The 25,302-nt window shown below is 70.6% G+C and carries 17 protein-coding genes; 6 read left to right on the forward strand and 11 right to left on the reverse strand.

Annotation, left to right across the window (positions count from 1 at the left end; genetic code table 11):
* Positions 1 to 47: 47 nt before the first annotated feature.
* Positions 48 to 1,280 carry a phospholipid carrier-dependent glycosyltransferase gene (locus tag AC07UH_RS05665; RefSeq protein WP_495179060.1) on the reverse strand — a complete coding sequence of 411 codons (1,233 nt, stop codon included), beginning with the start codon at positions 1,278 to 1,280 and terminating at the stop codon, positions 48 to 50.
* A gap of 114 nt (positions 1,281 to 1,394) precedes the next feature.
* On the opposite strand from AC07UH_RS05665, the gene AC07UH_RS05670 reads away from it, so the two are divergent.
* From AC07UH_RS05670 to AC07UH_RS05685, 4 genes are read left to right on the forward strand one after another with little or no spacing between them, the layout of a single operon-like run.
* Entirely contained in the window at positions 1,395 to 2,600 is a 1,206-nt protein-coding gene (locus AC07UH_RS05670; protein ID WP_495179059.1) for a trans-sulfuration enzyme family protein, read from the forward strand.
* Positions 2,597 to 2,995, forward strand: a complete 399-nt coding sequence (gene apaG, locus AC07UH_RS05675) for a Co2+/Mg2+ efflux facilitator ApaG/CorD (RefSeq protein ID WP_038662524.1) — start codon at positions 2,597 to 2,599, stop codon at positions 2,993 to 2,995. The genes AC07UH_RS05670 and apaG overlap by 4 nt, the downstream gene beginning before the upstream one ends.
* Complete coding sequence (locus AC07UH_RS05680; protein ID WP_038662521.1) at positions 2,992 to 3,780, forward strand: LysR family transcriptional regulator; 789 nt, start codon at positions 2,992 to 2,994, stop codon at positions 3,778 to 3,780. Before apaG ends, AC07UH_RS05680 begins: the two co-directional genes overlap by 4 nt.
* Positions 3,777 to 4,325, forward strand: a complete 549-nt coding sequence (locus AC07UH_RS05685; RefSeq protein WP_495179058.1) for a GNAT family N-acetyltransferase — start codon at positions 3,777 to 3,779, stop codon at positions 4,323 to 4,325. Before AC07UH_RS05680 ends, AC07UH_RS05685 begins: the two co-directional genes overlap by 4 nt.
* Here the strand turns inward: AC07UH_RS05685 and AC07UH_RS05690 are convergent.
* A complete protein-coding gene (locus AC07UH_RS05690) occupies positions 4,311 to 5,573 on the reverse strand; it encodes a serine hydrolase (RefSeq protein ID WP_495179057.1) in 1,263 nt (420 codons plus the stop codon). The genes AC07UH_RS05685 and AC07UH_RS05690 overlap by 15 nt on opposite strands.
* Before the next feature lie 14 nt (positions 5,574 to 5,587).
* Entirely contained in the window at positions 5,588 to 6,442 is an 855-nt protein-coding gene (locus AC07UH_RS05695) for an ABC transporter permease (RefSeq protein ID WP_495179056.1), read from the reverse strand.
* Between the two features lie 64 nt (positions 6,443 to 6,506).
* Between AC07UH_RS05695 and AC07UH_RS05700 the strand changes: the two genes are divergently transcribed.
* Positions 6,507 to 7,229 (forward strand): GcrA family cell cycle regulator, encoded by a 723-nt coding sequence (locus AC07UH_RS05700; RefSeq protein WP_495179055.1) that lies wholly within the window; start codon positions 6,507 to 6,509, stop codon positions 7,227 to 7,229.
* A 669-nt stretch (positions 7,230 to 7,898) separates the two neighbouring features.
* On the opposite strand, the gene AC07UH_RS05705 is transcribed toward AC07UH_RS05700, so the two are convergent.
* Positions 7,899 to 8,729, reverse strand: coding sequence for an outer membrane protein (locus tag AC07UH_RS05705; protein WP_495179054.1), 831 nt, complete (start codon positions 8,727 to 8,729; stop codon positions 7,899 to 7,901).
* 188 nt (positions 8,730 to 8,917) lie between these two features.
* Here AC07UH_RS05705 and parE point away from each other — a divergent pair, with 188 nt between their 5' ends.
* Positions 8,918 to 10,900: a DNA topoisomerase IV subunit B gene (gene parE, locus AC07UH_RS05710; RefSeq protein ID WP_495179053.1), complete on the forward strand. Its 1,983-nt coding sequence runs from the start codon at positions 8,918 to 8,920 to the stop codon at positions 10,898 to 10,900.
* 225 nt (positions 10,901 to 11,125) lie between these two features.
* On the opposite strand, the gene AC07UH_RS05715 is transcribed toward parE, so the two are convergent.
* The 7 genes from AC07UH_RS05715 to AC07UH_RS05745 form a co-directional block, all read right to left on the reverse strand.
* Positions 11,126 to 11,299: a hypothetical protein gene (locus tag AC07UH_RS05715; RefSeq protein ID WP_156143816.1), complete on the reverse strand. Its 174-nt coding sequence runs from the start codon at positions 11,297 to 11,299 to the stop codon at positions 11,126 to 11,128.
* 78 nt (positions 11,300 to 11,377) lie between these two features.
* Entirely contained in the window at positions 11,378 to 11,587 is a 210-nt protein-coding gene (locus AC07UH_RS05720) for a hypothetical protein (RefSeq protein ID WP_038662501.1), read from the reverse strand.
* 14 nt (positions 11,588 to 11,601) lie between these two features.
* Positions 11,602 to 12,072 carry a MarR family winged helix-turn-helix transcriptional regulator gene (locus AC07UH_RS05725; protein WP_052075607.1) on the reverse strand — a complete coding sequence of 157 codons (471 nt, stop codon included), beginning with the start codon at positions 12,070 to 12,072 and terminating at the stop codon, positions 11,602 to 11,604.
* The gene (locus tag AC07UH_RS05730) at positions 12,069 to 13,256 is read right to left on the reverse strand and encodes an HlyD family type I secretion periplasmic adaptor subunit (protein ID WP_495179052.1); all 1,188 of its coding nucleotides are present in this window, start codon (positions 13,254 to 13,256) and stop codon (positions 12,069 to 12,071) included. Before AC07UH_RS05730 ends, AC07UH_RS05725 begins: the two co-directional genes overlap by 4 nt.
* Positions 13,253 to 15,397 carry a type I secretion system permease/ATPase gene (locus AC07UH_RS05735; RefSeq protein ID WP_495179051.1) on the reverse strand — a complete coding sequence of 715 codons (2,145 nt, stop codon included), beginning with the start codon at positions 15,395 to 15,397 and terminating at the stop codon, positions 13,253 to 13,255. Before AC07UH_RS05735 ends, AC07UH_RS05730 begins: the two co-directional genes overlap by 4 nt.
* Entirely contained in the window at positions 15,394 to 16,653 is a 1,260-nt protein-coding gene (locus AC07UH_RS05740; RefSeq protein ID WP_052075813.1) for a TolC family protein, read from the reverse strand. The genes AC07UH_RS05735 and AC07UH_RS05740 overlap by 4 nt, the downstream gene beginning before the upstream one ends.
* A gap of 153 nt (positions 16,654 to 16,806) precedes the next feature.
* Positions 16,807 to 25,284, reverse strand: a complete 8,478-nt coding sequence (locus tag AC07UH_RS05745) for a BapA/Bap/LapF family large adhesin (RefSeq protein ID WP_495179050.1) — start codon at positions 25,282 to 25,284, stop codon at positions 16,807 to 16,809.
* Between the last annotated feature and the right edge of the window lie 18 nt (positions 25,285 to 25,302).

Raw genomic sequence — 25,302 nt, forward strand, 5'->3', positions numbered from 1 at the left:
CAGGTGAGTCTCACCGTGCCTCGACAGGCTCAGCACGAACGGTTTCGTCAGACCCAGCTCTTCAGCCACATCCAGCCATGGAACGACCCCGGCCCGCGCAGCGCGGCGGCGGACAGGATCGGGTGGAAGTGGATGAACAGCACCGCGCTCGAGGCGAGGAACGCTTCGTCCCAATAGCGCAGGCGCACCCGCCAATGGTCGAACGCCGCGGCGATCGCCATCGCCAGCCAGATGCTCGACAGATAGTAATAATAATAGAAGCCCAACGACTTGGGGATGAGCGCCCACATCGCGACGCTGGCGATCCATAGCAAGGCGACACCGCCGGTCCGCGCGTCGCCGTCGCGCACCCATGCCGCGATCCCGGCGACCACCGCGACCAGCCCGCCCCACATCACCACCGGATTGCCGAGCATCAGGATGCCGCGCTGCGCGCCGTCCGCCGGCTCGTAGAAATACCAGACCGGCCGCCAGTCGAACGGCCACGTCCACCAACTCGACTGATAGGTATGCGGCGGCAGCACCTGCGTCTGCTGGCGGTACATGTCGAGCTGGAAGGGAAGCAGTCGCGCGAACGTCAACGGCTGGTCGGCGTAGAAGAAGGCGGGCCAGAATGTCGCGAAATAGGCGAGCATCGCCACGCCGCCGAGCAGCGGCAACGCGACCAGCGGATGGAGACCGGGCCAGAGGTCCGGCCGCCGCCAGCGCGCGACCAAGTAGGTCGCACCGGCAAAGCCCAGATACGGCAGCGCGGTCCATTTCGTCCCCACCGCCAGCCCGAGCAGCAGCGCGCCGAACAGCCACCGCCACCACACCGCCGCGCCGCGCGCACGCATCGCCCATAACAGCGCGGCCAGTCCGGTGACGACGAAGGCCGCCATGAACCCGTCGAGCATCGCGATCCGCGCCTGCACGAAGACGGTGAAGTTGATCAGCGTCAGCGCCGCGCCGAGGCTCGCGGTGCGCACCCGCCCGAACACCAGCCACAGGATCGCGAACACCCCCGTCACCACCGCGCTCGCCGCGACGGTCGACAGCGCGCGCCAGCCGAGCGGGCCGTCGCCGAAGATCGTCATCCCCAGCGCGATCAGCGTCTTGCCGAGCAAGGGATGCTCGATGTTCACCGGCCCGACCAGTCCGCGCAGCATCCGCGCCGCGGGGACGTAATGGACCTCGTCGAAGACGAGCACGTGGGGCGTGGTCAGCCGCCAGCAGAACAGCAACTGCGCGACGAGGCCGATGGCGAGCGCGGCGGGCAGGGGGCGGGAGAAGAGGCGCACGTCGGTCTTGTCCTCGTGGAGGGGCGGCTTGGCAAGATCAACTCTCCGGATGCGGGAGGAGCAGGAAACCCGCAACGCTTGCGCCGCCCGCACCCGTCCGGCTAAGCGCATCGCATGAAGCGCAAGGCAGGACAGGACCGCTCGATCACCGCCAACTGGCGTCCGGCGACGCTCGCCATCCGTGGCGGCACCGCGCGCAGCGAATATGGCGAGACCAGCGAGGCGCTGTTCCTCACCTCGGGCTATACGTACGACAAGGCCGCCGATGCCGCGGCGCGCTTCGCCGGCGAGCAGGAGGGGATGACCTATTCGCGCCTCCAGAATCCGACCGTCGAGATGCTCGAACAGCGGATCGCGCTGCTCGAAGGTGCCGAAGCGTGCCGGACGATGGCGACCGGCATGGCGGCGATGACCGCGGCGCTGCTGTGCCAGTTGCAGGCCGGGGACCATCTCGTCGGTGGACGTGCCGCCTTCGGCTCGTGCCGCTGGCTGACCGATACCCTGCTGCCCAAGTTCGGCATCGCGACGACGGTGGTCGATGCGCGCGACCCGCAGGCGTTCCTCGACGCGGTCCGGCCCGAGACGAAGGTCTTTTTCTTCGAAACGCCCGCCAATCCGACGATGGACGTCGTCGATCTGCGCGCGGTCTGCGGCATCGCACGCGAACGCGGCATCGTCAGCGTCGTCGACAATGCCTTCGCCACCCCGGCGCTCCAGCGGCCGATGGACTTCGGCGCCGACGTCACCGCTTATTCGGCGACCAAGATGATGGACGGGCAGGGCCGCGTGCTCGCCGGCGCGGTGTGCGGCAGCAAGGACTTCATCGACAACACCCTGCTGCCCTTTACCCGCAACACCGGTCCGACGCTGTCGCCGTTCAACGCCTGGGTGGTGCTCAAGGGGCTCGAGACGCTCGACCTGCGCATCCAGCGCCAGTCGCAGAGCGCGATCACCGTCGGCCGCTTCCTCGAAGGGCGCGTGCCGCGCATCCTCCATCCCGGCCTGCCCAGCCATCCGCAGCACGAGCTGGCGATGAGCCAGATGGCGGCGACCGGCCCGATCTTCGCCTTCGAGGTCGCCGATCGCGCCCAGGCGCACGGGCTGCTCGACGCGCTGGCGCTGATCGACATCTCCAACAACATCGGCGATTCGCGCTCGCTGATGACGCACCCCGCCTCGACCACGCATGCCGGCGTCGCCGAGGACAAGCGGATCGAAATGGGGATCAACGAGGGCATGCTGCGCCTCAACGTCGGGCTGGAAGACCCGCAGGACCTGATCGACGATCTCGACCAGGCGCTGCGGCAGGTCGGTCTGTGAAGGAATTCTTCCCGCATGCCGCGACCACCGACGGGGTGACGGTACGCGTGGCGGTAAGCTATCTGCCCGAACAGTCCGAGCCGCGTCGTGGCCGCTGGTTTTGGGCCTATCACATCCGCATCGAGAATGAATCGGCGCGGGCGGTGCAACTGCTGACCCGTCATTGGGTGATCATCGACGGACGCGGTGCCCGCCATTCGGTGGAGGGCGAGGGTGTCGTCGGCGAGCAGCCGCTGATCGCGCCCGGCGCGAGCTTCGACTATGTCTCGGGCTGCCCGTTGCAGACGCCGAGCGGGGTGATGCAGGGCAGCTATCGGATGATCGACGAGGACGGTGCCTGCTTCGACGCGGCGATCCCCAAATTCGCGCTGCTCGCGTCGGCGGTCGAATCGTGAAGCGGACGCATCTGCCGCTCAACGGGCTGCGCGTGCTCGACGCCGCGGCGCGCCACCTGAGCTTCACCCGCGCCGCCGACGAGCTGGCGGTGACCCCCGCCGCGGTCGGCCAGCAGATCCGTGCGCTGGAGGATACGCTGGGCGTCGTGCTGTTCCGCCGCACCACGCGGGGGTTGGAACTGACGCCCGAGGCGGACGCCGGACTGGGTGCGCTGCGCGACGGCTTCCTGCAGTTCGAGGAGGCGGTCCGCGCGATGCAGGCCGGTCAATCGTCCAAATCGCTGACCATCGCCGCACCGCGCGACCTGACCGAGAAATGGCTGATGCCGCGGCTCGCCGAGGTCGCGCAGCGCGACGGCGAGTTGCGCTTCGTGCTGATCGCGGCGGACGATGCGGTCGATTTCACCGAAGCGAACCTCGACCTCGCGATCCGCTGGGGCGAAGGGCCGGGCGAGCATGAGGGCGAGGCGCTCGAGTCGGAGGGCATGGTGACGATCGCCGCGCCCGGCGCGGCGGAGACGCTGATCGCCTGGCCGGGCTGCCCCGGTGGCGACGGCCATGCGCTGGTTCGCGTCGCCGATGCGGGTCTTGCGATCGATGCGGCGGTGGCGGGGCTCGGCCGTGCGACGGTGTCCGAACTGCTCGCGGCGCGCGACATCGCCAACGGCAAGGTCGCGGTGGTCGGCGATCCGCAGCCGTCGCGCTGCGGCTATTGGCTGGTCGCGCCGCTGCCGCAATGGCGGCAGGCGAAGGTCCGGGCGCTGGTCGACGCGCTGACCGGGTGAGCGATACGCCGACGCTGACGACGGCGCGGCTGACGCTGCGGCCGTTGGTGCCGGACGACGCCGAGGCGCTGTTTCCCGCCATGGCGGACCCCGAGGTGATGCATTGGTGGTCGCGCGGACCGTTCGCGTCGGTCGAGGAACTGCGCGCCTATTTCGCGGACATGCGACTAGGGCAGCGCGCCTGGGCGGCGGTGCGGGCGGGCGAGACGGCGGCGATCGGCTTCGTCTATGTCGGCGAGAGGCGGCCCGGGGTCAGCGAGATCGGCTATCTGTTCGCCCGGGCGACGTGGGGCAGCGGCGTGGCGCGCGAAGCGGTGAGCGCGGTGATCGCGCAGCTGTTCGGCGAGGGCACGCGGCGCCTCTTCGCCGATATCGATCCCGACGCGGTCGCCTCCGCACGGCTGCTGGAGCGGATCGGCTTCACGTGCGAGGGATGGCTGCGGGCCGAGTGGGAGACGCATATCGGCGTGCGCGATACGTTGATCTACGCGATGTTGCGCAGCGAGTGGCTGGCGCGCGACGCCGCCATGTCAGGACGCCAATAGCCCCAGCGCCCGCGTGACCAGCGCCATCAGCCGGGGTTCGTCGACCGCGCCATCGGCGCTGTGCCAGCTCGCGCAGATCGCATACCAGCGGCCGGTCCTCGTCTGCGCCAGCAGGTTGAGCGCGATGACGCCGGGTTCTGAGCCGCCCTTGAAGCCGACATAGGCGAAGCGCGCCGCGGTCGCGGGATCGACGCCGTGGTTGATCGACAGGATGTCGCGCACCACCGGGCCGGCATCGCGGAGATCGGCGAGCAGGCGTGCCATGTCGCGCGGGGCGGCGAACCATTCGACGGTCTCGCTGGCCAGCGGACCCGAGGAGAACATCAGCGGGTCGAGACGGGCGGCGTCGATCCGCGTTGCTTCGGTCGCCAGCAGCGCGCGCCGACCGGCGGCATCCGCCGCGGTCCAGGCGGCGGTGAGTGCGGGGTTGGCCTTGATCGCGAAGGCTTCGCGGGTGGTCAGGACCGGGCCGGTGGCGCCGTATCGCGCCGCCATCGCATCCACCTCGCCGCGGCCGAGCAGGCGGACCAGCGTGTCGGTGGCGGTGTTGTCGCTGATCGAGATCATCAGCGTCGCCAGCGTCTGGAGCGTCACCGGCGTGGCTCGCGGCCAGTTTTGGAGGATGCCGGAGGGCAGCGACGGCGGCCCGACCGTCACGACCTCGTCCCAGTGGCGCGTCCCCGCCGCGACCTGCCGCGCCGCCTCGGCGAGCACCCAGAGCTTGAACGCCGAGCCGAGCGGGGCGGGGGTGTCGGCACGGGTTTCGGCGAGCGGCGCAGGTTGCGGGCCGTCGAGCGCGTAGATGCCGACCTGCGCGATGCCGGGCAAGGCGGCGAGGTCGGCCTGCACCTTGGCGGGCGTGTCGCCGCGCAAGTCGGTGCCGGTGATCAGCAGGCCGGCGATCGCATGCGGCGCGGCGGGATCGAGCGACAGGCGCAGCATCGCGGTGCCGCGGTCAAAGTCGATCACCGCCGTCGCCGCCCAGCGGCCGGCGGGATCGAGGCGGGCGACGCGGCGCGGCTCGCCGAGCGTGGCGCGCAATTGCGCGGCGAGCGCGGTCCAATGCGCAGGCGGTACCGCCTGGCGGAAGGCGGCGGTGAAGAGGGCGTCGTAGCCGGGGCGGCCGGCGAGCACCGGGATCAGCGCGGTGGCGCGGGTGCGGACCGCTGGATCGGCCGCGGGTGTCGCGGCGGCGGCGGGGGGCGTCTGCGCCGATGCCGCCAGCGGCGTCAGGGCGAGCAGTGCCATCGCCGTCAGCGCGATCAGTTCTTGAGCTTCCAGCCTCGCTTGAGCAGCTGATAGCATAAGACCCCCAGAGCGATGTCCACCGCGAGGATCGCGATGCTGCCGACCATGATGGGCGAATCGGCGGTGCCGAGGAAGCCGTATCGGAAGCCGGAGATGATGTAGAAGAAGGGATTGGCGTAGCTGAACGCGCGGAAGGCGGGGGCGAGCCGGTCGACCGAGTAGAAGGTGCCCGACAGCAGCGACAGCGGCGCGATGACGAAATTGGTCACCGCGGCGGCATGGTCGAACTTTTCCGCCCAGATCGAGGTCAGCACGCCTAGGAACGACAGGAAGGCGGCGCCGAGCAGGCCGAACCACAGGATCGCCAGCGGGTGGGTCGGCGTGACGTGGACGCCGGGGTAGAGCGCCATCGCGCACCAGCAGATGAAGCCGACGATGAACGCCCGCGTCATCGCGCCGCCGATCAGCGCGGCGAGCAATTCCCACGTCGACAGAGGCGGTTGCAGGTAATCGACGATCGTCCCCTGGATCTTGCCGACGAGCAGCGAGAAGCTGGCGTTGGCAAAGGCGGGGCCCATCATCCCCTGGCTGATGATGAGGCCGGGCGCGATGAAATCGGCGAAGGGGACGGTGATGCCACCGACCACGACCGGGCTTTTCGCGCCGGTGGCGATGGTGAAGACGATCAGGAACAGCAACGTGGTGATCGATGGCGCCCACACCGTCTGGAGGTGGACCTTGAAGAACCGGCGCACCTCCTTCACATAGAGGGTCTTCAGGCCGCCCCAGTTCACGTTCCGGATGACCGGAACGCCGGGTGCGGACCGGATTGCCGATTGGATCTCGCCGATTGGGGGCTGGCTGCTCATGGCCGAAGCGGGTAACCGCAGCCGCAGCCGCCCGCAACCCGGCGCAAGTGTAAGGAACGTGATAATGTCCTGGACCGACGAGCGGATCGACACGCTCAAGACGATGTGGGAGGCGGGGCAGACCGCCAGCCAGATCGCCGAGACGCTGGGCGGCGTCAGCCGCAACGCGGTGATCGGCAAGGCTCACCGCCTGGGCCTCCAGTCGCGCCCGTCGCCGGTGAAGCCGAACGAGCCGGTCGCCGCCGCGCCGGTGCCCGACGTGCCGCTGCCCGAGGCCGAGCCCGAACCCGCGCCGGCACCGGTGGTCGCGGCGCCGCCGGTTCCCCCGCGTCCGGCGCCGGAGCCGGTCGTCGCGGCCGATGCCGACGAGGACGAGGATGACGCCGTCGAGGACGATGCGGACGAGGAGGAGGACGAAGAGGTCGTCGCCGCCCCCAAGCGCGAGCCGCAGCCGATCCTGCGCTCGGTCGGTCCCGGCGGATTCGTCCGCCAGTCGCCCGGCGAGCAGCAGCCGCCCTCCACTCCAGCGCCGCCGCGCCGGCTGGTGCCCGCCAAGCCGTCGCCGGAGATCGCCGGCAAGACGACGCTGCTCGATCTCAACGACCGGATCTGCAAATGGCCGCTCGGCCATCCCGGCGAACCGGACTTCCACTTCTGCGGCGACAAGGTGAACCCCGGTTTCCCGTATTGCGTCGCGCATTGCGGCCACGCCTATCAGGCGCAGCTGCCGCGCCGCGACCGGCGTCCGCCGCCGCCGCTGCCGTTCGGTGGCCCGCGCGTGCGTTGAGCCATCGTGATCCGGCGTGAACGAGGCCGCTTCCCGCGAGGGGGGGCGGCCTTTTTCATTGCGGGTGGTGGCGTGGGCTTGAATCGCCGGGGGCAATCCAACCCGGCACTTCATGACGGGGGAGGACTTCACTCCGGCCGCTGGATGTCGATCCCGCCGAGAAAGGCTGTCGTCCCTTTCTCGTGTTTCCGCGAAGGCGGGAACCCAGGGCCAAGCGAAAACAACATCTTATAGCGTGCGTGACTCCTGGGCTCCCGCCTGCGCGGGAGCACTGGGAAGTTTTGCGAAGGTGTCGCGAAGCCTGGGGTCCGGTTAGGATAAAGCGTCGTAAGTTATTCCAAAGCTTCGCCCAACTGGGCCCCAGCCTACGCCGGGGTACTCGCTTGGGGTGTCGGGGACCGACCTTCGCGTAGGGCTTGCGGGAGGCCGAGGGACCACGTCCATGTTGGACGACATGGACAACATGGACACCTTAACGGAAACGATCGACTTCCATCGTTTCCAAATCTGTCATGATCGTGGTGCGGCGATGAGAAAGAGCGTCGTCGCGGGAGATATCACGTGCCCGGCGTGTAGGACAGACCGCGGTCCGCCGACGTGATGCATGCAGCAAAAAGGGACCGGCCTCCTGCGAAGCCGATCCCTTTCGAACGGGCGTGACGATCGCGCTTAGAAGCGGAAGGCCGCCGTCGCGCGCAGCGAATGCCAGCGGAACTTCTCGTCCGAGCGACGGAAGTCGGTCGTGGTGCCGCCGACGACGAACGGGTTGGTCGCGGGCGCGCTGCCCTGCGCCACGCGGACGCGGGCGTCGTCGTCGTTATACTGGTGGTAGGTGTATTCCATGCCGACCGAGAAATGCTCGCCGAGCTTCTGCTCGATGCCGCCGCCGCCGACGATGCCGAACTGCTTGCGCTTGCCCGACTGGGTGAAGGCGTTCGCAGTGTTGGTCGAGGTGAAGCTGCGGTCGATATTGGCATAGCCCGGACCGAAGGTGCCGTAGAACAGCGTCGTGCCGGGCGCATAGCCGACGCGGCCGCGGATGCTCGCTTCCCACTTCACGTCGCGGGTCATCACGTAATTGGCCGGCGTGGTCGAGAAGCCGCTGACGCTGTCGGTGATCTCGGTCTTGCCGAACTCGCCGAGCGCACCGATCACGATGTTGCCGGTCTGCGAATCCATGCCGATACGGCCATAATAGGACCAGCCGTCCTTGTCGTTGGCGCAGCCGGCGGGCAGTGGCGTCGCGGCGCGGGCGCGGCCGTTGCAGAAACCCGGGGTGAAGGCGTTGCCGCCGTTCGCGATCACCGTGTCGCCGAAGCTGCCGTTCGAGCTGCGGTCGAACAGGACCGTCGAACCGGTGTCGTTGGGCTGAACGTCATAGCCGCCGGCGGCGCCGACATAGATGCCCGAGAACGGCGCCGGATCGCCGGCGTCCTGAGCCTGGGCGGCGGTGGCGAAGGTGACGGCGGCGAGGGCGCCGAGCAGCAGGGTGGTACGCATAGTCTCTCCCGGAGTGTTTGCAGCAGCTCAGGAACGTGCGGGATGCCGTTGATATGCATCAGCATTTTGATTCACTTAAAGTGTGGCTTTCATGCATCAGTATAGACATATTCGAGCAACATGGGGCGGCCGCATCGCTACTGCCCGGCGCTGGTATCGGCGGCGATGTTCCCTTATGGTTCCCGGTAATGGCCAAAGACCTTTTTGCGTCCGCCGCGGCGCCCGAGAGCAATTACGACGCATCTTCGATCGAGGTGCTGGAGGGGCTGGAACCCGTCCGCCGCCGCCCCGGCATGTACGTCGGCGGCACCGACGAGCGCGCGCTGCACCATCTCGCCGCCGAAGTGCTCGACAATGCGATGGACGAGGCGGTCGCCGGCCATGCGACGCGGATCGAGGTGACGCTGGAGCCGGGCAACCGCCTGACGATCACCGACAACGGCCGCGGCATTCCGGTCGACCCGCACCCCAAGTTTCCCGACAAGAGCGCGCTCGAGGTGATCCTGTCGACGCTGCATTCGGGCGGCAAGTTCGCCGGCAAGGCCTATGCGACCAGCGGCGGCCTGCACGGCGTCGGCGTATCGGTGGTCAATGCGCTGTCGTCGGACACGCTGGTCGAGGTGGCGCGCGAGCGGCAATTGTATCGCCAGCGGTTCAGCCGCGGCGTGACGCAGGGGCCGCTGGAGCATGTCGGCGCGGCGCCCAACCGGCGCGGCACCTCGGTCGCCTTTACCCCCGATACCGAGATCTTCGGGCCGGAGCTCGCGTTCAAGCCAAAGCGGCTCTACCAGCTCGCGCGGTCGAAGGCGTATCTGTTCGCCGGGGTCGAGATCCGCTGGCATTGCGCGCCCGAGCTGGTCGAGGGGACCGACACGCCGGCCGAGGCGGTGTTCCAATTCCCCGGCGGCCTCGCCGACCACCTCAAGGAACAGGTCGGCGGGCGCGAGTGCGCGACATCGGACTTCTTCGTGGGCAATCAGGATTTCCCCGGCGCACAGGGCCGTGTCGAATGGGCGGTCGCCTGGCCGTTGTGGAGCGACGGCAGCTACAGCTGGTATTGCAACACGATCCCGACCCCCGACGGCGGCACGCACGAACAGGGCCTGCGGCAGGCGCTGGTGCGCGGCCTGCGTGCGTTCGGCGAGCTGATCCACCAGAAGAAGGCGAAGGAGATCACTGCCGACGACGTGATGGTCGGCAGCGAGCTGATGCTCAGCGTCTTCATTCGCGATCCACAATTCCAGAGCCAGACCAAGGACCGCCTGACCAGCCCGGAGGCGGCGGGGCTGGTCGAAAAGGCGGTGCGCGACCATTTCGACCATTGGCTCGGCCACAATATGGACCGTGGCAAGGCGCTGCTCGGCTATGTGCTCGAGCGGATGGACGAGCGGCTGCGCCGCAAGCAGGAGCGCGAGGTCAAGCGCAAGACCGCGACCAGCGCGCGCAAGCTGCGCCTGCCCGGCAAGCTGACCGACTGCGCCAACGACGGCAACGAGGGGACCGAGCTGTTCATCGTCGAGGGCGATTCGGCGGGCGGCTCGGCGAAACAGGCGCGCGACCGCAAGACGCAGGCGATCCTGCCGATCCGCGGCAAGATCCTCAACGTCGCCAGCGCGACCAGCGCCAAGATCGTCGCCAATCAGGAGATCGCCGACCTGATCCAGGCGCTGGGCTGCGGGACGCGCAAGGAGTGCGACGCGAGCCAGCTGCGCTACGAGCGCGTCGTCATCATGACCGACGCCGACGTCGACGGCGCGCATATCGCGACGTTGCTGATGACCTTCTTCTTCCAGGAGATGCCCGATCTGGTGCGGCGCGGGCATCTGTATCTGGCGCAGCCGCCGCTCTACCGGCTGACGGTCGGCGCCAAGTCGCTGTACGCGCGCGACGATGCGCATCGCGCCGAGCTGGAGAAGACCGCGTTCAAGGGCAAGAAGGTCGAGGTGGCGCGGTTCAAGGGGCTCGGCGAGATGAACCCCGGCCAGCTGCGGGAGACGACGATGGACCCCAAGACCCGCGGCATGATCCGCATCACCCTGCCGCAGGAATATGAGGAGCGGGCGGGGGTGAAGGATCTGGTCGACCGGCTGATGGGTAACAATCCGGCGCATCGCTTCGCCTTCATCCAGGAGAATGCGGCGCGGCTGGACGAGGAGGCGATCGACGCCTGATCGGGTTGTGGTTGCTTATGGTCGTTTGTGTTTGACCTGACCTTGCCTAGCTCAGCCCGTCACCCCGGACTGGTTCCGGGGTCTACTCTGCGGCGAGGAGAAAGGCTTGAGGTGATACCTTCTCTTGCGGACTGGTGGACCCCGGAACGGGTCCGGGGTGACGGCCTCAAAGTGGAGATCGCTCGAACCTCGGTAGTCCGATCGGTCGCGTCGGATGACGCGCCGTCAGCGCTGGGCGGCGCCATCCCGTGTTTCGCATTCCGCTTTGTGGAGCAGGTGGATCGTCTCGTCTTCCTCGCACACGACGAAGCCGATGTCCTCGAGCGCGAGCTTGAGGTGGATGCGCGTGAGGTGATCCCCCTCCTCGAAGGCGAAGACAGAGTCGGCAGGATCGATCATCCGCGTCCAACTCCACCCATTTGTCGCCGTTCCACCCATTAACCACTTAAATAGGTTAAATAAGACGAACGGTTAACCTCAATGTGGCGGCCATTGCGGCGGCGGCGAGGGCATATCGCGCGCCTGGAGCCGGCCATGCGAGAAGCCGGCGTGCCAGGCGGCGAGGATCAGCACCGAGCTGTGGTCGAACGGGCAATCGCGCGCGCTGCCGTCGACGCCGGAGAGGCGGCCATCCTCGAAGGCGGTTTGCAGGTCGGCGAGATGGCCGGGGGCGGGGGGCTGGGTCATGCCGTCCGATCCACCTAGCGCCGCACCGGGCCGGGGCGGAAGGTGCGCGGATCGGCGGGGGCCTCGGTCCCGTCGGGCGTGTCGAACAGATGTTCGAGCATCGCCGCCATCGCGGTATAGCCCTTGCCGGTCAGCCGGACGCGGACGCGGCGATGATCGGTCGGGTCGGGGTGGCGCGACAGCAGTTCGGCCTCCTGCAACCGGTCGATGCGGCGCATCGCGCTGGTCGTGCTCTCGCCGGACATCAGCGTCAGGTCCTTGACGTACAGCCGCTCGCCGGTGCCGGCGGCGACGAACAGGTCGATCATCATGTCCCAGGCAGGATCGACGAGCAGGTCGCGCGGCAGGAAGTGGCTCATCCGCGCCCGCAGCTGACGGGCCTGACGTGCGCGGGCGAGCAGCACGGGCGAGAAGGTCGCGGTGGCGTCACCGCCGTCGAGCGGGGTGGCGCCGGCGAGGGCGGCGTGGTCGAGGGGCGGGCTCATCGTTCGCGCAGCGCCTCCTGCGCACGGTTGAGGGGTTTGAGCAGATATTGCAGCACGGTCTTGCTGCCGGTGTGGATGTCGACGGTGGCGACCATGCCGGGGGTGATCGGAAAGCGACGACCCGCCTTGTTGGTCAGCGAATCCGATTTGGTGCGGACGAAGACGCGATAATAGAGCACGTCGGGCTTCACCTCGTCGCGGATCGTGTCGGGCGAGATGGTGGTGACGACGCCGTCGAGGCCACCGTAGATCGAATAGTCATAGGCCGTGACCTTGACCTTGGCCCCCTGGCCGGGACGGATGAAGGCGATGTCGCGCGGCTGGATGCGCGCCTCGATCAGCAGGCGTTCGTCGAGCGGCACGATCTCCATGACCTTGCCGTTAGGCGGGATGACGCCGCCGATCGTCGACACCTCGATGTTCTTGACCACGCCGCGCACGGGCGAGCGCAGCGTGAGGCGGCTCAGCGTGTCGGAGCGGCCGCGGACGACGGGGCCGAGCGAGTCGACCTGCTCCATGACCTTGGCGAGGTCCTGCCGCGCCTCGACCATATATTGCGAGCGCAGGTCGGCCTTCTTGAGTTCGAGCTCGGCGCGCTGGCGTTGCAGGCGCAGTACCTCGACGTTGCTCGCCGCGCCGACGGTGATCAGCGACTGGCCGATCGACACTTCGCGGCCGATCAGCGCGAGGCTCTGGTCGATCAACTGAATCGAGGATTGCAAGCTGCGGCGGCGGGTCTCGTAAAGGCTGGTTTCCGCCGCCTTGAGCTCGGGAAAGCGGTCGAGCTCGGGGGAGAAGCGCAGCGGCGTGCCGTTGGCCTCGGCCTGCAGCCGGCCGGCGCTGGCGAGCGCGGCGCGGTATTTGGCGGCGCTTTCCTCGACGGTGGAGCCCGCCTGCGTCGGGTCGAGCTGCGCGAGCAACTGGCCGGGTTTGACGATATCGTCCTGATGGACGAGCAATTTGGCGAGGATGCCGCCCTCGAGCGATTGCAGCACCTGTTCGCGGCTGGTCGGCACGACGCGCGCCTCGCCGGTCGCGACCTCGTCGAGGCTGGCGAACCAGGCCCAGCCGAGCGCGGCGACGAAAAGGGCGGCGAGCAGCCAGATCAGGCGGGTCGCGGTGAGGCGCGCGGCCTCGCCGTCGCCGCCGAACAGATGGTCGTCGTCGGCAGTGATGCTGGTCATGCCGCTGCACTCCTTGTGCCACGCATCGTGGCGAGGATCTGGTCGCGCGGGCCGTCGAGAATGACGCCGCCCTGGTCGATGATGATGATGCGGTCGACGATATCGAGCATCCGCATCCGGTGGGTGGCGACGACGAGCGTCCGGTCGCGGCCCCATTCGCCGAGTCGCTGGATGAAGTGGCGTTCGGTGGCCTCGTCCATCGCCGCGGTGGGCTCGTCGAGCAGCGCGACCATCGGCTGGCGGAGCAGCAGCCGGGCGAGCAGCAGCGCCTGCACCTGCCCGCCGGACAGGCCACGCCCGCCCTCCTGCACGACATGGCCGAGGCCGTCGCGCATCCGGCGGAGCATCGCGTCGCCCCCGACCATGGCGAGCACCGCCATGATCTCGGTATCGGATGCCGACGGGGCGCCGAGGGTCAGGTTCTCGCGCAGCGTGCCGTGGAACAGCCGGCTCGACTGGGTGAGCAGCCCGACGTCGCGGCGGACGTCGGCGGGATCGATCTGGTGCAGCGCGAGACCGTCCAGCAGCACCTCGCCCGAGACGGGTTGCAGCATGCCCGACAGGCCCTGGAGCAGGGTCGACTTGCCGGCACCGTTGCGGCCGAGCAGCGCGATCCGTTCGCCTGCGGCGATCTCCAGCCCGCCGACGGTGAGTGCGGGCGGCGCGTTGGGATCGGCGTAGGTGAACACCGCCGAGCGCAGGGTGAAGGCGCCGGTGACCGCGGGCAGCGGGATGCGATGGTCGGCATCGGCGCTGTCGACCGGCAGGGCCATGATCTGGTTGAGGCTGCCCATCGCGACCTTGGCGTGCTGCCAGCGGCCGAGCAATTGCGTCACCTGCGCCATCGGCGCCATCATCCGCGAGCCGAGGATCGAGGTGGCGACGAGCACGCCGGTGGTGATGCTGCCCGAGATCACGAGCGGCGCGCCGACGAAGATGATCGCGGCATAGACGCCGTTCTGCACGCTCTGCGTCCATACCGACAGGCCGTTGGTGAGGCCGCGCAGGCGCAGCTGCGCCTCGCCGGCGACGGCATTGTAGTGGTTCCACTGCTGGTGGAAGCGGTTCTCCGCCTGGAGCGCCTTGATGTCCTCGATCCCCTGTACCGCCTCGACCAGCATCGCGTTGCGCAGCGAGGATTCGCGCATCGACTCGGTCGCCAGCATGCGCAGGCGGCGCTGGGCGAGCAGGCCGGGGAGCAGGAGCAGGACGAGCGCGACGACCGGCACCAGCGCGAGCAGGCCGCCGATGTACCAGAGCAGGCCGAGGAACATCAGGAAGAAAGGAAGGTCGGCGACGGTGGCGATCGTCGTCGAGGTCAGCATGTCACGGACCTGGTCGAGGTCGCGGAGCTGGGCGATGAAGGTGCCGGTCGAGGCCGGGCGCGACTGGTTGCGGACGCGCAGCGCGTGGCCGAAGACCCGGTCGGAGATGCGCAGATCGGCGCGCTTGCCGAGCACGTCGACGATGTTGGTGCGCAGCCGCCGCAAGGCGAAATCGAAGGCGATCGAGACGAGCACGCCGACGAATAGGATGGTCAGCGTCGGGATCGACGCCGCGGGCACGACGCGGTCGTAGACCTGCATCGAGAACAGCACGCCGGCGAGGCCGAGCAGGTTGGTGACGATCGAGGCGACCATCACATGGCCGTAGGCGGGAGCGTCGCGCATCAGAACCTGGCGCAGCCAGTGATCCTCGAACGGGCGGATATAGGTGTCGACGCGCGCGTCGGGCGAGGAGCGCGACGGCCGCGGTACGACGAAGCCGGTGGCGGCGGCGCGCAGCTCGGCCAGCGACAGGCGGGTCTGGCCGCCGCGGTCGCCGGGCAACACCAGCCGGGCCTGATCGTCGCCGTCGATGCCGTCGATCAGGGCGATCTCGCCGTCGGCGAGGCGGACGATCATCGGCAGCCGCCACCCGCTGAGCTTGACCTCCTGCGGCGTCGAGAAGCGGACGGTGAGACCGGTGGCGCGGGCGAGCGCGAGGATGCGCGCGTCCTCGTCGCCGCCGAGATCCCATTGCGCGGCAAGGCGCGCACGCTGTTCGGAGACAGGCAGGCGATAGTGGCGGGCGACGCGGGCGAGCAGTTCGAGCCAGCCGTCGACGGCGACGGGCGCCGCCGGAGCGATCGCGGCGGTCACAGCGTCACCCCACGCACCGAGGTGCCCGAGAGGCCGAAGGCGTCGCGCATCCGGCCCGAGACGTAGAGGCAGTCGATTTGCAGACGGCGCAGGTTCTGGGTGGTGTTGACCGCGTCGAAGCGCACCTGTTGCAGCTCCTGTTCGGCGTTGAGCAGATCGACCAAGGTGCGGGTTCCCATTTCGAGATACTGAATGCGGTAGAGGCGGCCGGTCTCGCGCATATTGTCCTCGCGCGAGGCCAGCGTGGTGGCGAGCCGCGAGAGGCTGTCGATCTGCTGCTGCGCCTCGGCGAGCTGCTGGCTGCTCTCGTTGCGGACGCGCCGCGCGCTCGCCTCGGCGGCGTCGAGGCGATAGGCGGCGCTGCGCACCCGCGCCTTGGTTAGGCCGCCGGCGAAGATGTTGCTCGTGACGCGCAGGCCGAAATTGTAGATGCTGCGGTCGCCGAACGGCGAATTGACGTCGGTCGAGGCATCGCCGCCGAACGACAGCGTCGGATAGCGGTCGGCGCGGCTGCGGCGCAGGTTGGCGGCGGCGCGCTCGGTCTCGGCATCGGCGGCGGCGACCGCGGGCACGCTCTGCCACGACGGCGCGGGGCCGGCGCAGCCCTGCATCAGCCAGCCGGGTACGTCGGCGGCGACGCCGGCGGGCGCGGGATGGCCGAGCAGGAAGGCGAGGTTGCTGGTCCAGCGCCGCTCCTCCGCCTCGACCTGGGTGAGGCTGGCTTCGGCCGCCTCGACGCGGGCCTGCGCCTGCAAGGCGTCCGACCGGGTGGCGGCGCCCATCGTCGAGCGCTGGCCGACGAGTGCGCTGATCTGGCGAATGCGATCGGCCTGATCGCGGGCGATGGCCCGCTGCGCGGTGGCACGCTGCAACTCGATGATCGCATAAGCGGTGTCGCGGACCAATGTGTCGACCGCGAGCAGCATCTCGGCGCGGCTGGCGCGGGTGCCGGCGCGGGCGGCGGCGACGTCGCTCGACACCTTGCCGAAGTCGTAGAGCATCTGCGACGCGCTGAATTGCGGGCGCGGCGACCAGGTGCCCGACACGCGGCTGTCATAGCCGCTGCCGAGCCCGGCGCTGACCGTCGGCAGATAGCCGGCGCGTGCCGCAGCGACCTCCTCGCCGCTGGCGGCGAGCGTGCCGGCTGCCTCGATCACCGAGGGATGCCAGGCGACGGCATCGCGCGCGGCACTTTCCAGCGTGACCGGGACGGGCGCATCCGCGGCCATGCCGCTGCCGGCGAGGGCGACGGTCATCACCGCGCCCGTCGCAGCCAATAGTCTGGGTAACCGTCTCGGGAAACGCATCGCAACCGGGTCCTCTCTTGCCGTGCAAAAGAGGCCCGGTTGCTTAACAAAGAGTAGAATTCAGCCCTTTGTCATCAATACTTTAGATGCAGTTTGAGGTGCTTAAACAACATGATTGACAGTAGTTGCATGATGCGTCTGATCATCCAGCGTCGCGAGATAGTCGAGCGGGTCGGCGACCACCGCGGTGGCGACCGGTACCACTGCGGCGCTGTGATCGGCGTCCGACGCATCGGCGTGGATGCCATTCTGCTGCGTGGCGAGATAGTGCGAGAGCACATCCTCCAGTTCACCGCGCCCTTCGAACAATTCGTAGGTGGCGAGCCCGATCGCCGCGCCATCGCCCGTCGCGGCGACCGCGGGTGCGGTGGCGAGATGGGCATCGGCGGTCACGGCGTGCGTATCCAGTGAAACCACATCGGGTTCGATACTGTAGACGGGTGCGACCGCGTAATGGACCATCGCCGAGGCATTGTCGCCCGGCACGTCGATCGTGACGGTCAGAGTCGTGGTCGCGGCGACTCCGTTGGGCTGCACCAATTGGTAGGTGAACGAGTCGGTCAGGTCGGTGGTCGAATAGGCCAGCGTCGTACTCGGCTGGTAGACGTAATGGCCGACCTCATCGACGGTCAGCGTGCCGTGTGTGCCGTTGATGACGAGCGGGGTGTTGCCGACCTCGGTGAAGGTGCTGCCGGTGGCGACGCGGACCGCGACGAAGCTCGAATGGGCGTCGTCGTTGGCGAGCAGGCTGCCCTCCACCGCTGCCGGGCTGACGACGACATGGCGGTCGAGCAGCGTCGTCGTGCGGTCCAGCGTGACGCTGGTGTCGAACCGCGTGCCGACCAGCGCGTCGGCGGCGAGCGTATAGCGGTAATTGCCCGCCGGCAGGTCGTTGAGCGTGAAGCTGGTGCTGGCGCTGCCGACGCCGACCAGCGCCAGGTTGGTGATCGTCTGGGTGGTGCCGGCGGTGAGATTGGTCAGCGTCAGCGTATAGGTGGGGGCGACGCTGAGCAGGCCTACCGTGGAGGCGCGGATGGTGATGTCCGCATCGGTGTTGGGCGCGACCGAGAACGTGTCGGTCCGCTCGCCGTGCGAGCCGACCGCCACCGGCAACAGCGGCACCTGCACCGCGGGGGTCGCGGTGAAGCTGTAGGTGATCGGCGCCGCCGCCTCGACGACGTTGGCATAAGTGACCGGCGCCACCGCGACATCGGCGACGGCGACCGGGGCGCCGGTGATCGCGCCGCTGCCGACGGTGATCGACAGATTGGCGCGCTCCACCTCATTGTCGCTCGGGTCGATGATCGCATAGCTGAAGACGTCGGTACGGCCGATCGCCGCCGCATTCGCATCGGGCGTGTAGCTGTAGCTGCCGTCGAGGTTGATCACCAGCGTACCCCATTCCCCGTCGACGACGGTGCCGTCCGCGGTGACGGCGACGGTCGCGCCGGTGACGGTATTGGTGACGCTGGTCACGTGCGTGCCGGGCGAGACCACGTCGACCGCACCGCCGACGCCGGGGTCGGTGATGACGTTGCCGGTCGCCGCGACCGGGCGCACCCCGCCGACATCGGTATAGTCGATGTCGGTGCCGCTGACCGCGAGGCTGCCGAGCAGACCGACGCCGACGCCGAGCCCGCTTTGATAGGTGAGGAAGGCGCGATATTCGCCCGGTGTGAGCGTCTGGCTGGCGGTGAGGTTGCCGTTCAGCAGGCCGAGCTCGAGCAGCGAGCCGCCCGGAGCGCCGTTGACCGCGACCCATTGCGTGCCGTCGAAGCGCTGGACGACGACGCTATAGCCGCTGGTGACGCCGATGTTGAGCGTCGCGTCATAGGTGAAGCTGGCGGCGAGGTTGTGGCCGTCCTGCACCGTGAAGCGGACGCTGGGCGTGCCGAGCACCTGCGCCTGCAGGTTGAGCACGCCGGCGGAGACCAAGGCGAGGTAGTTGGCGCTGCCGATCGCGGTGGGCGCGGCGGCGACGACGGGGAGGAGGTCGATCGTCGCCGTCGCGGCGTTGCCGAACGCCTGGATATCGAACGGCGCGACGACCGTCGCGGCGCCCGAGACGTTGCCGGCGGCATCGGCCAGGGTCACCGCCAGCGTCGCCCCTGCGACCTGCGGCGTGGTCAGCGTGACGGTGAAGCTGCCGTCGGCGCCGACGACGCCGTTGCCGAGGACGCTCGTGCCGCTGCGCACCTCGACGCGGGCGCCGACCTCGCCGGTGCCGGTGAGCGTCGTGCCGGTCGGGTTGACCGCCAGCGCGGCGGGGGCTGCGGGCGCGGTGATGTCGGGCGCGACGACGGTGATCCCGGCCGAGACGTTGCGCGCCGCGTCGGTCTGCACCGCGGTCAGCGTCTCGCCGTTGCGCTGCGGCGTGGCGAGGGTGACCAGATAGCTGCCCGAGGTGGTGACCAGCGCGGTGCCGAGGTCGACGCCGCCGGCACGGATCGTCACCGTCGCGCCGGGCTCGCCGGTGCCGGTCACCTGACTGCCGGCGGCGATCACCGTGGCGGTCGGCGCGGCGGGCGCGGTGATGTCGGGAGCGAGCGCCAGGACCGACGTGGCGGGGCCGTTGGCGACCGCCTGCACGACGGTGAGCGTCTCGCCGTTGCGCTGCGGGGTGGACAGGCCGATCGTGTAGCTGCCGTCGCCGGCCGCGGTGACCGTGCCGAGCGCGGTGCCGTTGAGCGTGACGGTGATCGCGGCGCCGGCGGCACCGGTGCCGGTCACGGTGGCGCCGTCGGGCGATACGGTGGCGGTGAGCGGGGCCGGTCCGGCCAGCAGCGGTGCGCCGGCGGTGGTGGGGATCGAGACGTTGCCGCTGGTGTCGCTCTGCGTGACGGTCAGCGTCTGGCCGCCGGTCTGCGGCTGGGCGAGCTGTACCGTATAGCTGCGATCCGGGTCGACCACCGCGGTGCCGAGCGGCACGTTGCCGGCGCCGAGGACGGTCACGGTGGCGCCGGGTTCGCCGGTGCCGGTGACCAGGACGCCGTCCGCCGTCACCGTCGCGACCGGCGCGGCGGGGGGCGTGGTATCGGGGGCGATCGTAGCGGTGACCGGCGAAGCGCCGCCGCCGTCGCTCTGGCGGACGCCGAGCAGCTCGCCGTTGGTCTGCGCAGTGGAGAGCGCCACGGTGTAGCTGCCGTCGGCGGCGGCGACGGTACGGCCCAGTTCGTTGCCACCCGGAGCGGTGACGACGATGGTCGCGCCGGCTTCGCCGAAGCCGCTGACGCTGGCGCCGCCGGCCGCGACGGTCGCGGTGGGGGCGGCGGGGGCGACGAGGTCCGGCGCGGTGAGCGCGAAGCCCGGCGACGTGTTGCCGGTGGGGTCGGCCTGCCGGATGGTGAGCGGTTCGCCGTCGATCTGCGCGGTGGCGAGCGGGATCGTGAAGCTGCCGTCCGCCGCGACCACCGCGGTGCCGAGCACCGTGCCGGCGGCGCCGGTGGCGGTGACGGTCGCGCCGGCCTCGCCGAAGCCGGTGATGCTCGCGCCGTCGCCGGCGACCGTGCCGGTGGGGGCAAGCGGTGCGGTGGTGTCGGGGGCAGTCGCGGTCGCGACGGGGGAGGCGTTGCCGCCGCCGTCGACCTGGATCGCGGTGAAGCCTTCGCCGTTCAGCCGTGCCGGCGAGAGCGGGACGCTGAAATTGCCCGCGGCGTCCGCCGTCACGGTGGCGACGAAGCCGCCGGGGCCGGTGACGGTGACGGTCGCATTGGCCTCGCCGATGCCACTGGCGAGCGTGCCGTCGCCGGCGATGGCGAGCGTCGGCGCGGCGGGCGGCGTGATGTCGGGGGCGAGCGCCGCGATCGGCGGCGAGACGTTGCCGCCGCCGTCGGTCTGGGTGGCGAGCAGCCGCTCGCCATTGGCCTGCGGGGTGGAGAGGGTGACGGCGTAGCTGCCGTCGGCGGCGACGACGGTGACGCCGATCGGCGCACCGGCGGGATCGGTGACGACGATCCGCGCGCCGGCCTCGCCGGTGCCGGTGACGGTGGTGCCGTCGGGGGAGACGGTCGCGGAGGGCGCGGCCGGCGCGATCAGGTCGGGCGCGGTGACGGTGCCGGGGAGCGAGACGTTGCTTGCGGCATCCGCCTGCGTCGCGGTCAGCGTGCCGCCGTTGTTCTGCTGCGGGGTGAGCGTGACGGTGAAGCTGCCGTCCGCCGCGACCGTCGCGGTGCCGAGCGCGGCGCCGGCGGCATTGGTGACCGTCACCACCGCGCCGGCCTCGCCGGTCCCGGTCACGACGGTGCCGTCGCCGTTGATCGCGAGCGTCGGCGCGGCGGGCGCGGTGAAATCGGGCGCGGTGACGGTGACGGTCGGCGAGACGTTGCCGGTCGCGTCGGTGAGCGTCACGCGGATGCTCTCGCCGTCGATCAGCGCGGTGGCGAGCGGCACGTTGAAGCCGCCGGTGGTGTCGACGGTGCCGGTGCCGAGCAGCGTGCCGGCGGCATCGCGGACCATGGCGATCGTGCCGGGCTCGCCGGTGCCGCTGACGAAGGTGCCGTCGGCGGCGACGCTGGCGACCGGGGCGAGCGGCGCGGTGAAGTCCGGCGCGACCAGCGGGATCGCGGGCGAGACGTTGCCGGTGCGGTCCGCCTGGGTGACGGCGAGCACCTGGCCGTCGACCTGCGGCGCGGACAGCGTGACCGCATAGCTGCCGGCGGTGGTGACGGTGGCGGTGCCGAGCGACGTGCCGTTGAGGTCGCGCACGACGATCGTCGCGCCCGCCTCGCCGGTGCCGGTGACGACGGCGCCGGTCGGATCGAGCGTCGCGGTCGGTGCCGCCGGGGCGGTGAGGTCGGGCGCGATCGCGGTGGTCGGCGGCGAGGCGCCGATCGCGTCGCTCTGGGTGACGAAGACGGTCTCGCCGTTGACGCGCGGGGTGGCGAGGGCGACGCTGTAGCTGCCGTCGGCCGCGGCGATGCCGGTGGCGATGACGGTGCCGGTGGCGCTGTAGACGGTGATCGTCGCGGCACCCATCGCGCGGCCGGTCACCGCGGTGCCGTCGCCGGTCACCGTCGCCGACGGCGGCATCGGGACGACGCCGGGGGCGAGGTCCGGCGCGGTGGCGCTGACCACCGGCGACACGTTGTTCGCCGGGTCAGTCTGGCGGACGGTGAGCACCTCGCCGTCGACCTGCGCCGACGACAGCGTCGCGGTATAGCTGCCATCGGTGGCGACGATGGCGGTGCCGATCTCGAGCCCGACGGGATTGCGGATCGAGATGGTCGCGCCGGCCTCGCCGGTGCCGGTGACCGACAGGCCATCGCCGCCGACCGTCGCGGTGGGGGCGAGCGGGGCGGTGATGTCGGGCGCGGTCAGCGCGACGGTGGGCGAGGCGTTGCCGGCCGCGTCGCTCTGGCCGACGACGAGCGTCTGGCGGTCGACCTGCGGGGTGGCGAGCGTGACCGAATAATTGCCCTGCGCGGTGACGGTCGCGGTACCGAGCAGCGCACCCGCGCCGTCGCGGACGCTGACCGTCGCGCCGATCTCGCCGGTGCCGGTGACGATGCTGCCGCTGGCATCGAGCGTCGCGGCGGGAGCCGCCGGCGGGGTGAGGTCGGGCGCGGTGAAGGCGAGCGGCGGCGAGGCGTTGCCGGCCGGATCGGTCTGGACGACAGTGAGCGCCTCGCCGTTCGCCTGCGGGGTGGCGAGCGTGACGGCATAGCCACCGTTGGCGGCGACGGTGTCGCTGCCGAGCACGGTGCCGTCGGCGGCGGTGACGGTGACGGTCGCACCGGGTTCGCCGATACCGATCACGGTGCTGCCGCCGGCGGCGACGGATGCGGTCGGTGCACCGGGGGCGGTGAAGTCGGGTGCGGTGATCGTCGTCGCGGGCGAGGCGTTGCCGGTCGGATCCGCCTGAGTGACGGTGACGGTCTGACCGTCGCCCTGCTGCGCGGTCAGCGTGACGGTGTAGCTGCCGTCCGGCGCGACGAGCGCGGTGCCGAGCGGATTGCCGGTTGCGTCGCGGACGGTGACGGTCGCACCGGCCTCGCCGATGCCGGTGACGCTGTTGCCGTCGGGCGCGACGGTGGCGGAGGGCGCGACGGGCGCGGTGGTGTCGGGGGCAGCGATGCCGGTCGCGGCGGACACATTGCCCGCGCCGTCCGCCTGGGTGACGGCGAGCGTGCCGCCGTTCGCCTGCGGCGTGGCGAGCTGGACGGCATATTCGCCGGACGCATTGGCGGTGGCGGTGCCGATCGCGGCGCCGCCGGCGTCGCGGACGGTGACCGTCGCGCCCGCCTCGGCGGTGCCGGTGACGATCTGGCCGGTGGCGTCGATCGTCGCGGTCGGCGCGGCGGGGGCGGTGAGATCGGGGGCGATCGCGGTCGCGGGCGGCGACACCGCACCGGTGGCGTCCGCCTGGGTGACGCGGATCGTCTCGCCGTCGAGCCGCGCCGGGGTCAGCGCGACGCTGTAGCTGCCGTCGGCGGCGGCGGTGCCGGTGCCGATCGCGACGCCGTTGGCGTCATAGAGCGTGATCGTCGCGCCGCCGACGGCGACGCCGGTGACCGCGGCGCCGTCGCCGGTCACCGCCGCGGTCGGCGCGGCGGGCGGGACGTCGACGACCAGATCGGGCGCGGTCGCGGTGGCGACGGGCGACAGGTTGCCGGCGGCATCGGTCTGGCGGACGCTCAGCACCTCGCCGTCGATCTGGGGCGTGGACAAGGTGGCGGCATAAGTGCCGTCGGCGGCGACGGTGGCGGTGGCGATCACCGCGCCGAGCGGATCGCGGATGGTGACCGCGGCGCCCGGCTCGCCGACGCCGCTGACGCTCGCGCCGTCGGCGGCGATCGTGATGGTCGGCGCGGCGGGCGCGGTGAGGTCGGGCGCAGTGAGCGGCGTCGCCGGCGAGGCGTTGCCGGCGGCGTCGGTCTGGGTGACCGCGAGGCTCTGGCTGTCGATCTGCGGGGTGGCGAGGACGACCGCATAGGCGCCCTGTGCGCCGACCGTCGCCGAGCCGAGCGCGGTGCCGGCGGCGTCCCGCACGACGACCGTGGCGCCGGGCTCGCCGGTACCGGTCACGGTGGTGCCGGTCGCGTCGAGCGTGGCGACCGGCGCGGCGGGCGGCGTGATGTCGGGCGCGGTCAGCGCGAGCGGTGTCGCCTGATTGCCGGCGGCGTCGCTCTCGCGCACCGTCAGCGCCTCGCCATTGGCCTGCGCCGGGGTCAGCGCGACGAGGTAGGTGCCGTCGGCACCGACCAGCGCGGTGCCGAGCACGGTGCCGGCGGCATTGACGATGGTGATGCGTGCGCCCGCCTCGCCGGCGCCGCTGACCGAGGTGCCGTCGCCGGTGATCGTCGCGGTCGGCTGGGCCGGCGCGGTGAGATCGGGAGCGACGGTGCTGGCGGTGCCCGAGGCGTTGCCGGCGGCATCGGTCTGACGCGCGTCGAGTCGCTCGCCGTTGACCTGTGCGGTGGCGAGCGTTGCGCTGTAGCTGCCGTCGGCGGCGACGGTGACGGTGGCGAGTATGGTGCCGGCAGGATCGGTGATCGTGACGCGGGCGCCCGGCTCGCCGGTGCCGGTGACGACGGTGCCGGTGCCGTCGACCGCGACGGTCGGTGCGGCGGGGGCGGTGATGTCGGGCGCGGCGACCGCGACGGTCGGCGAGACGTTGCCGGCGGCGTCGCTCTGGCTGACGCTCAGCGCGCCGCCATTGGCCTGGGGCGTCGACAGCGTGACGGTATAGCTTCCGTCGGCGGCGACGAGCGCGGTGCCGAGCACGGTGCCGGCGGCGTCGCGGACGGTGACGGTGGCGCCGGCCTCGCCGCGGCCGCTGACGGTCGCGCCGGTGGCATCGACCGCGGCGGTGGGCGCGACCGGGGCGGTGAGGTCGGGCGCCTGGATGACGAGGGTGGGAGAGACGTTGCCGGCGGTGTCGGTCTGGGTGACGGTGAGCCGCTCGTTGTCGATCCGCGCCGGGGCGATGACGACGGTATAGCTGCCGTCGGCGGCGACCACGGTGGTGGCGATCACGGTGCCGGCGGCGTCGCGGACGGTGATGGTGGCGCCGGCTTCGCCACGACCGGTGATCGCGGCGCCGTCGCCGCGGACGGCGGCGACGGGTATGGCGGGGGGCGTGGTGTCGGGTGTGCCGGTGCCGACACCGGTCCCGGTGCCCGGATCGGGCGTCGGTGTGCCGCTGCCGGCGGCGCTGGCGTCATCGCCGCCGCCGCCGGCGATCGCGACTATGCCGCCGGCCGCGGCAGCGCCGCCGAGCAGCATCGCGGGCAGCGCCAGCGACGACCCGCCCTCGCCCGCGACGGCGGTGAGGTCGGCGAGGTCGCGCAGCGATGCGAAGCGCGGGACGCCGCCGCTGCCACGCGCCACCCAGAGGTGGCCGTCGGGCTCGCGCAGGACGAGGTCGTTCGCCACCGTCGCATTGGCGGGGTAGAAATCGGCGATCCGTACGGTCTGACCGTCAACGAGGCGGACGACGAGATCCTGACCCTGGCGATCCATCCCGGCGATCTGGGCACGCGTGAGATCGAGGCGGACGATGCTCGGCGCGTCGAGATCGACGCTGTTGCCCGCGACTTCGTTCACGGCGCCGGTCGCCTTCGAGATCACTTCGACGTTCATGGCCTATTCCTCTACTGG

The organism is Sphingomonas sp. GW821-FHT04B01, assembly GCF_059420425.1.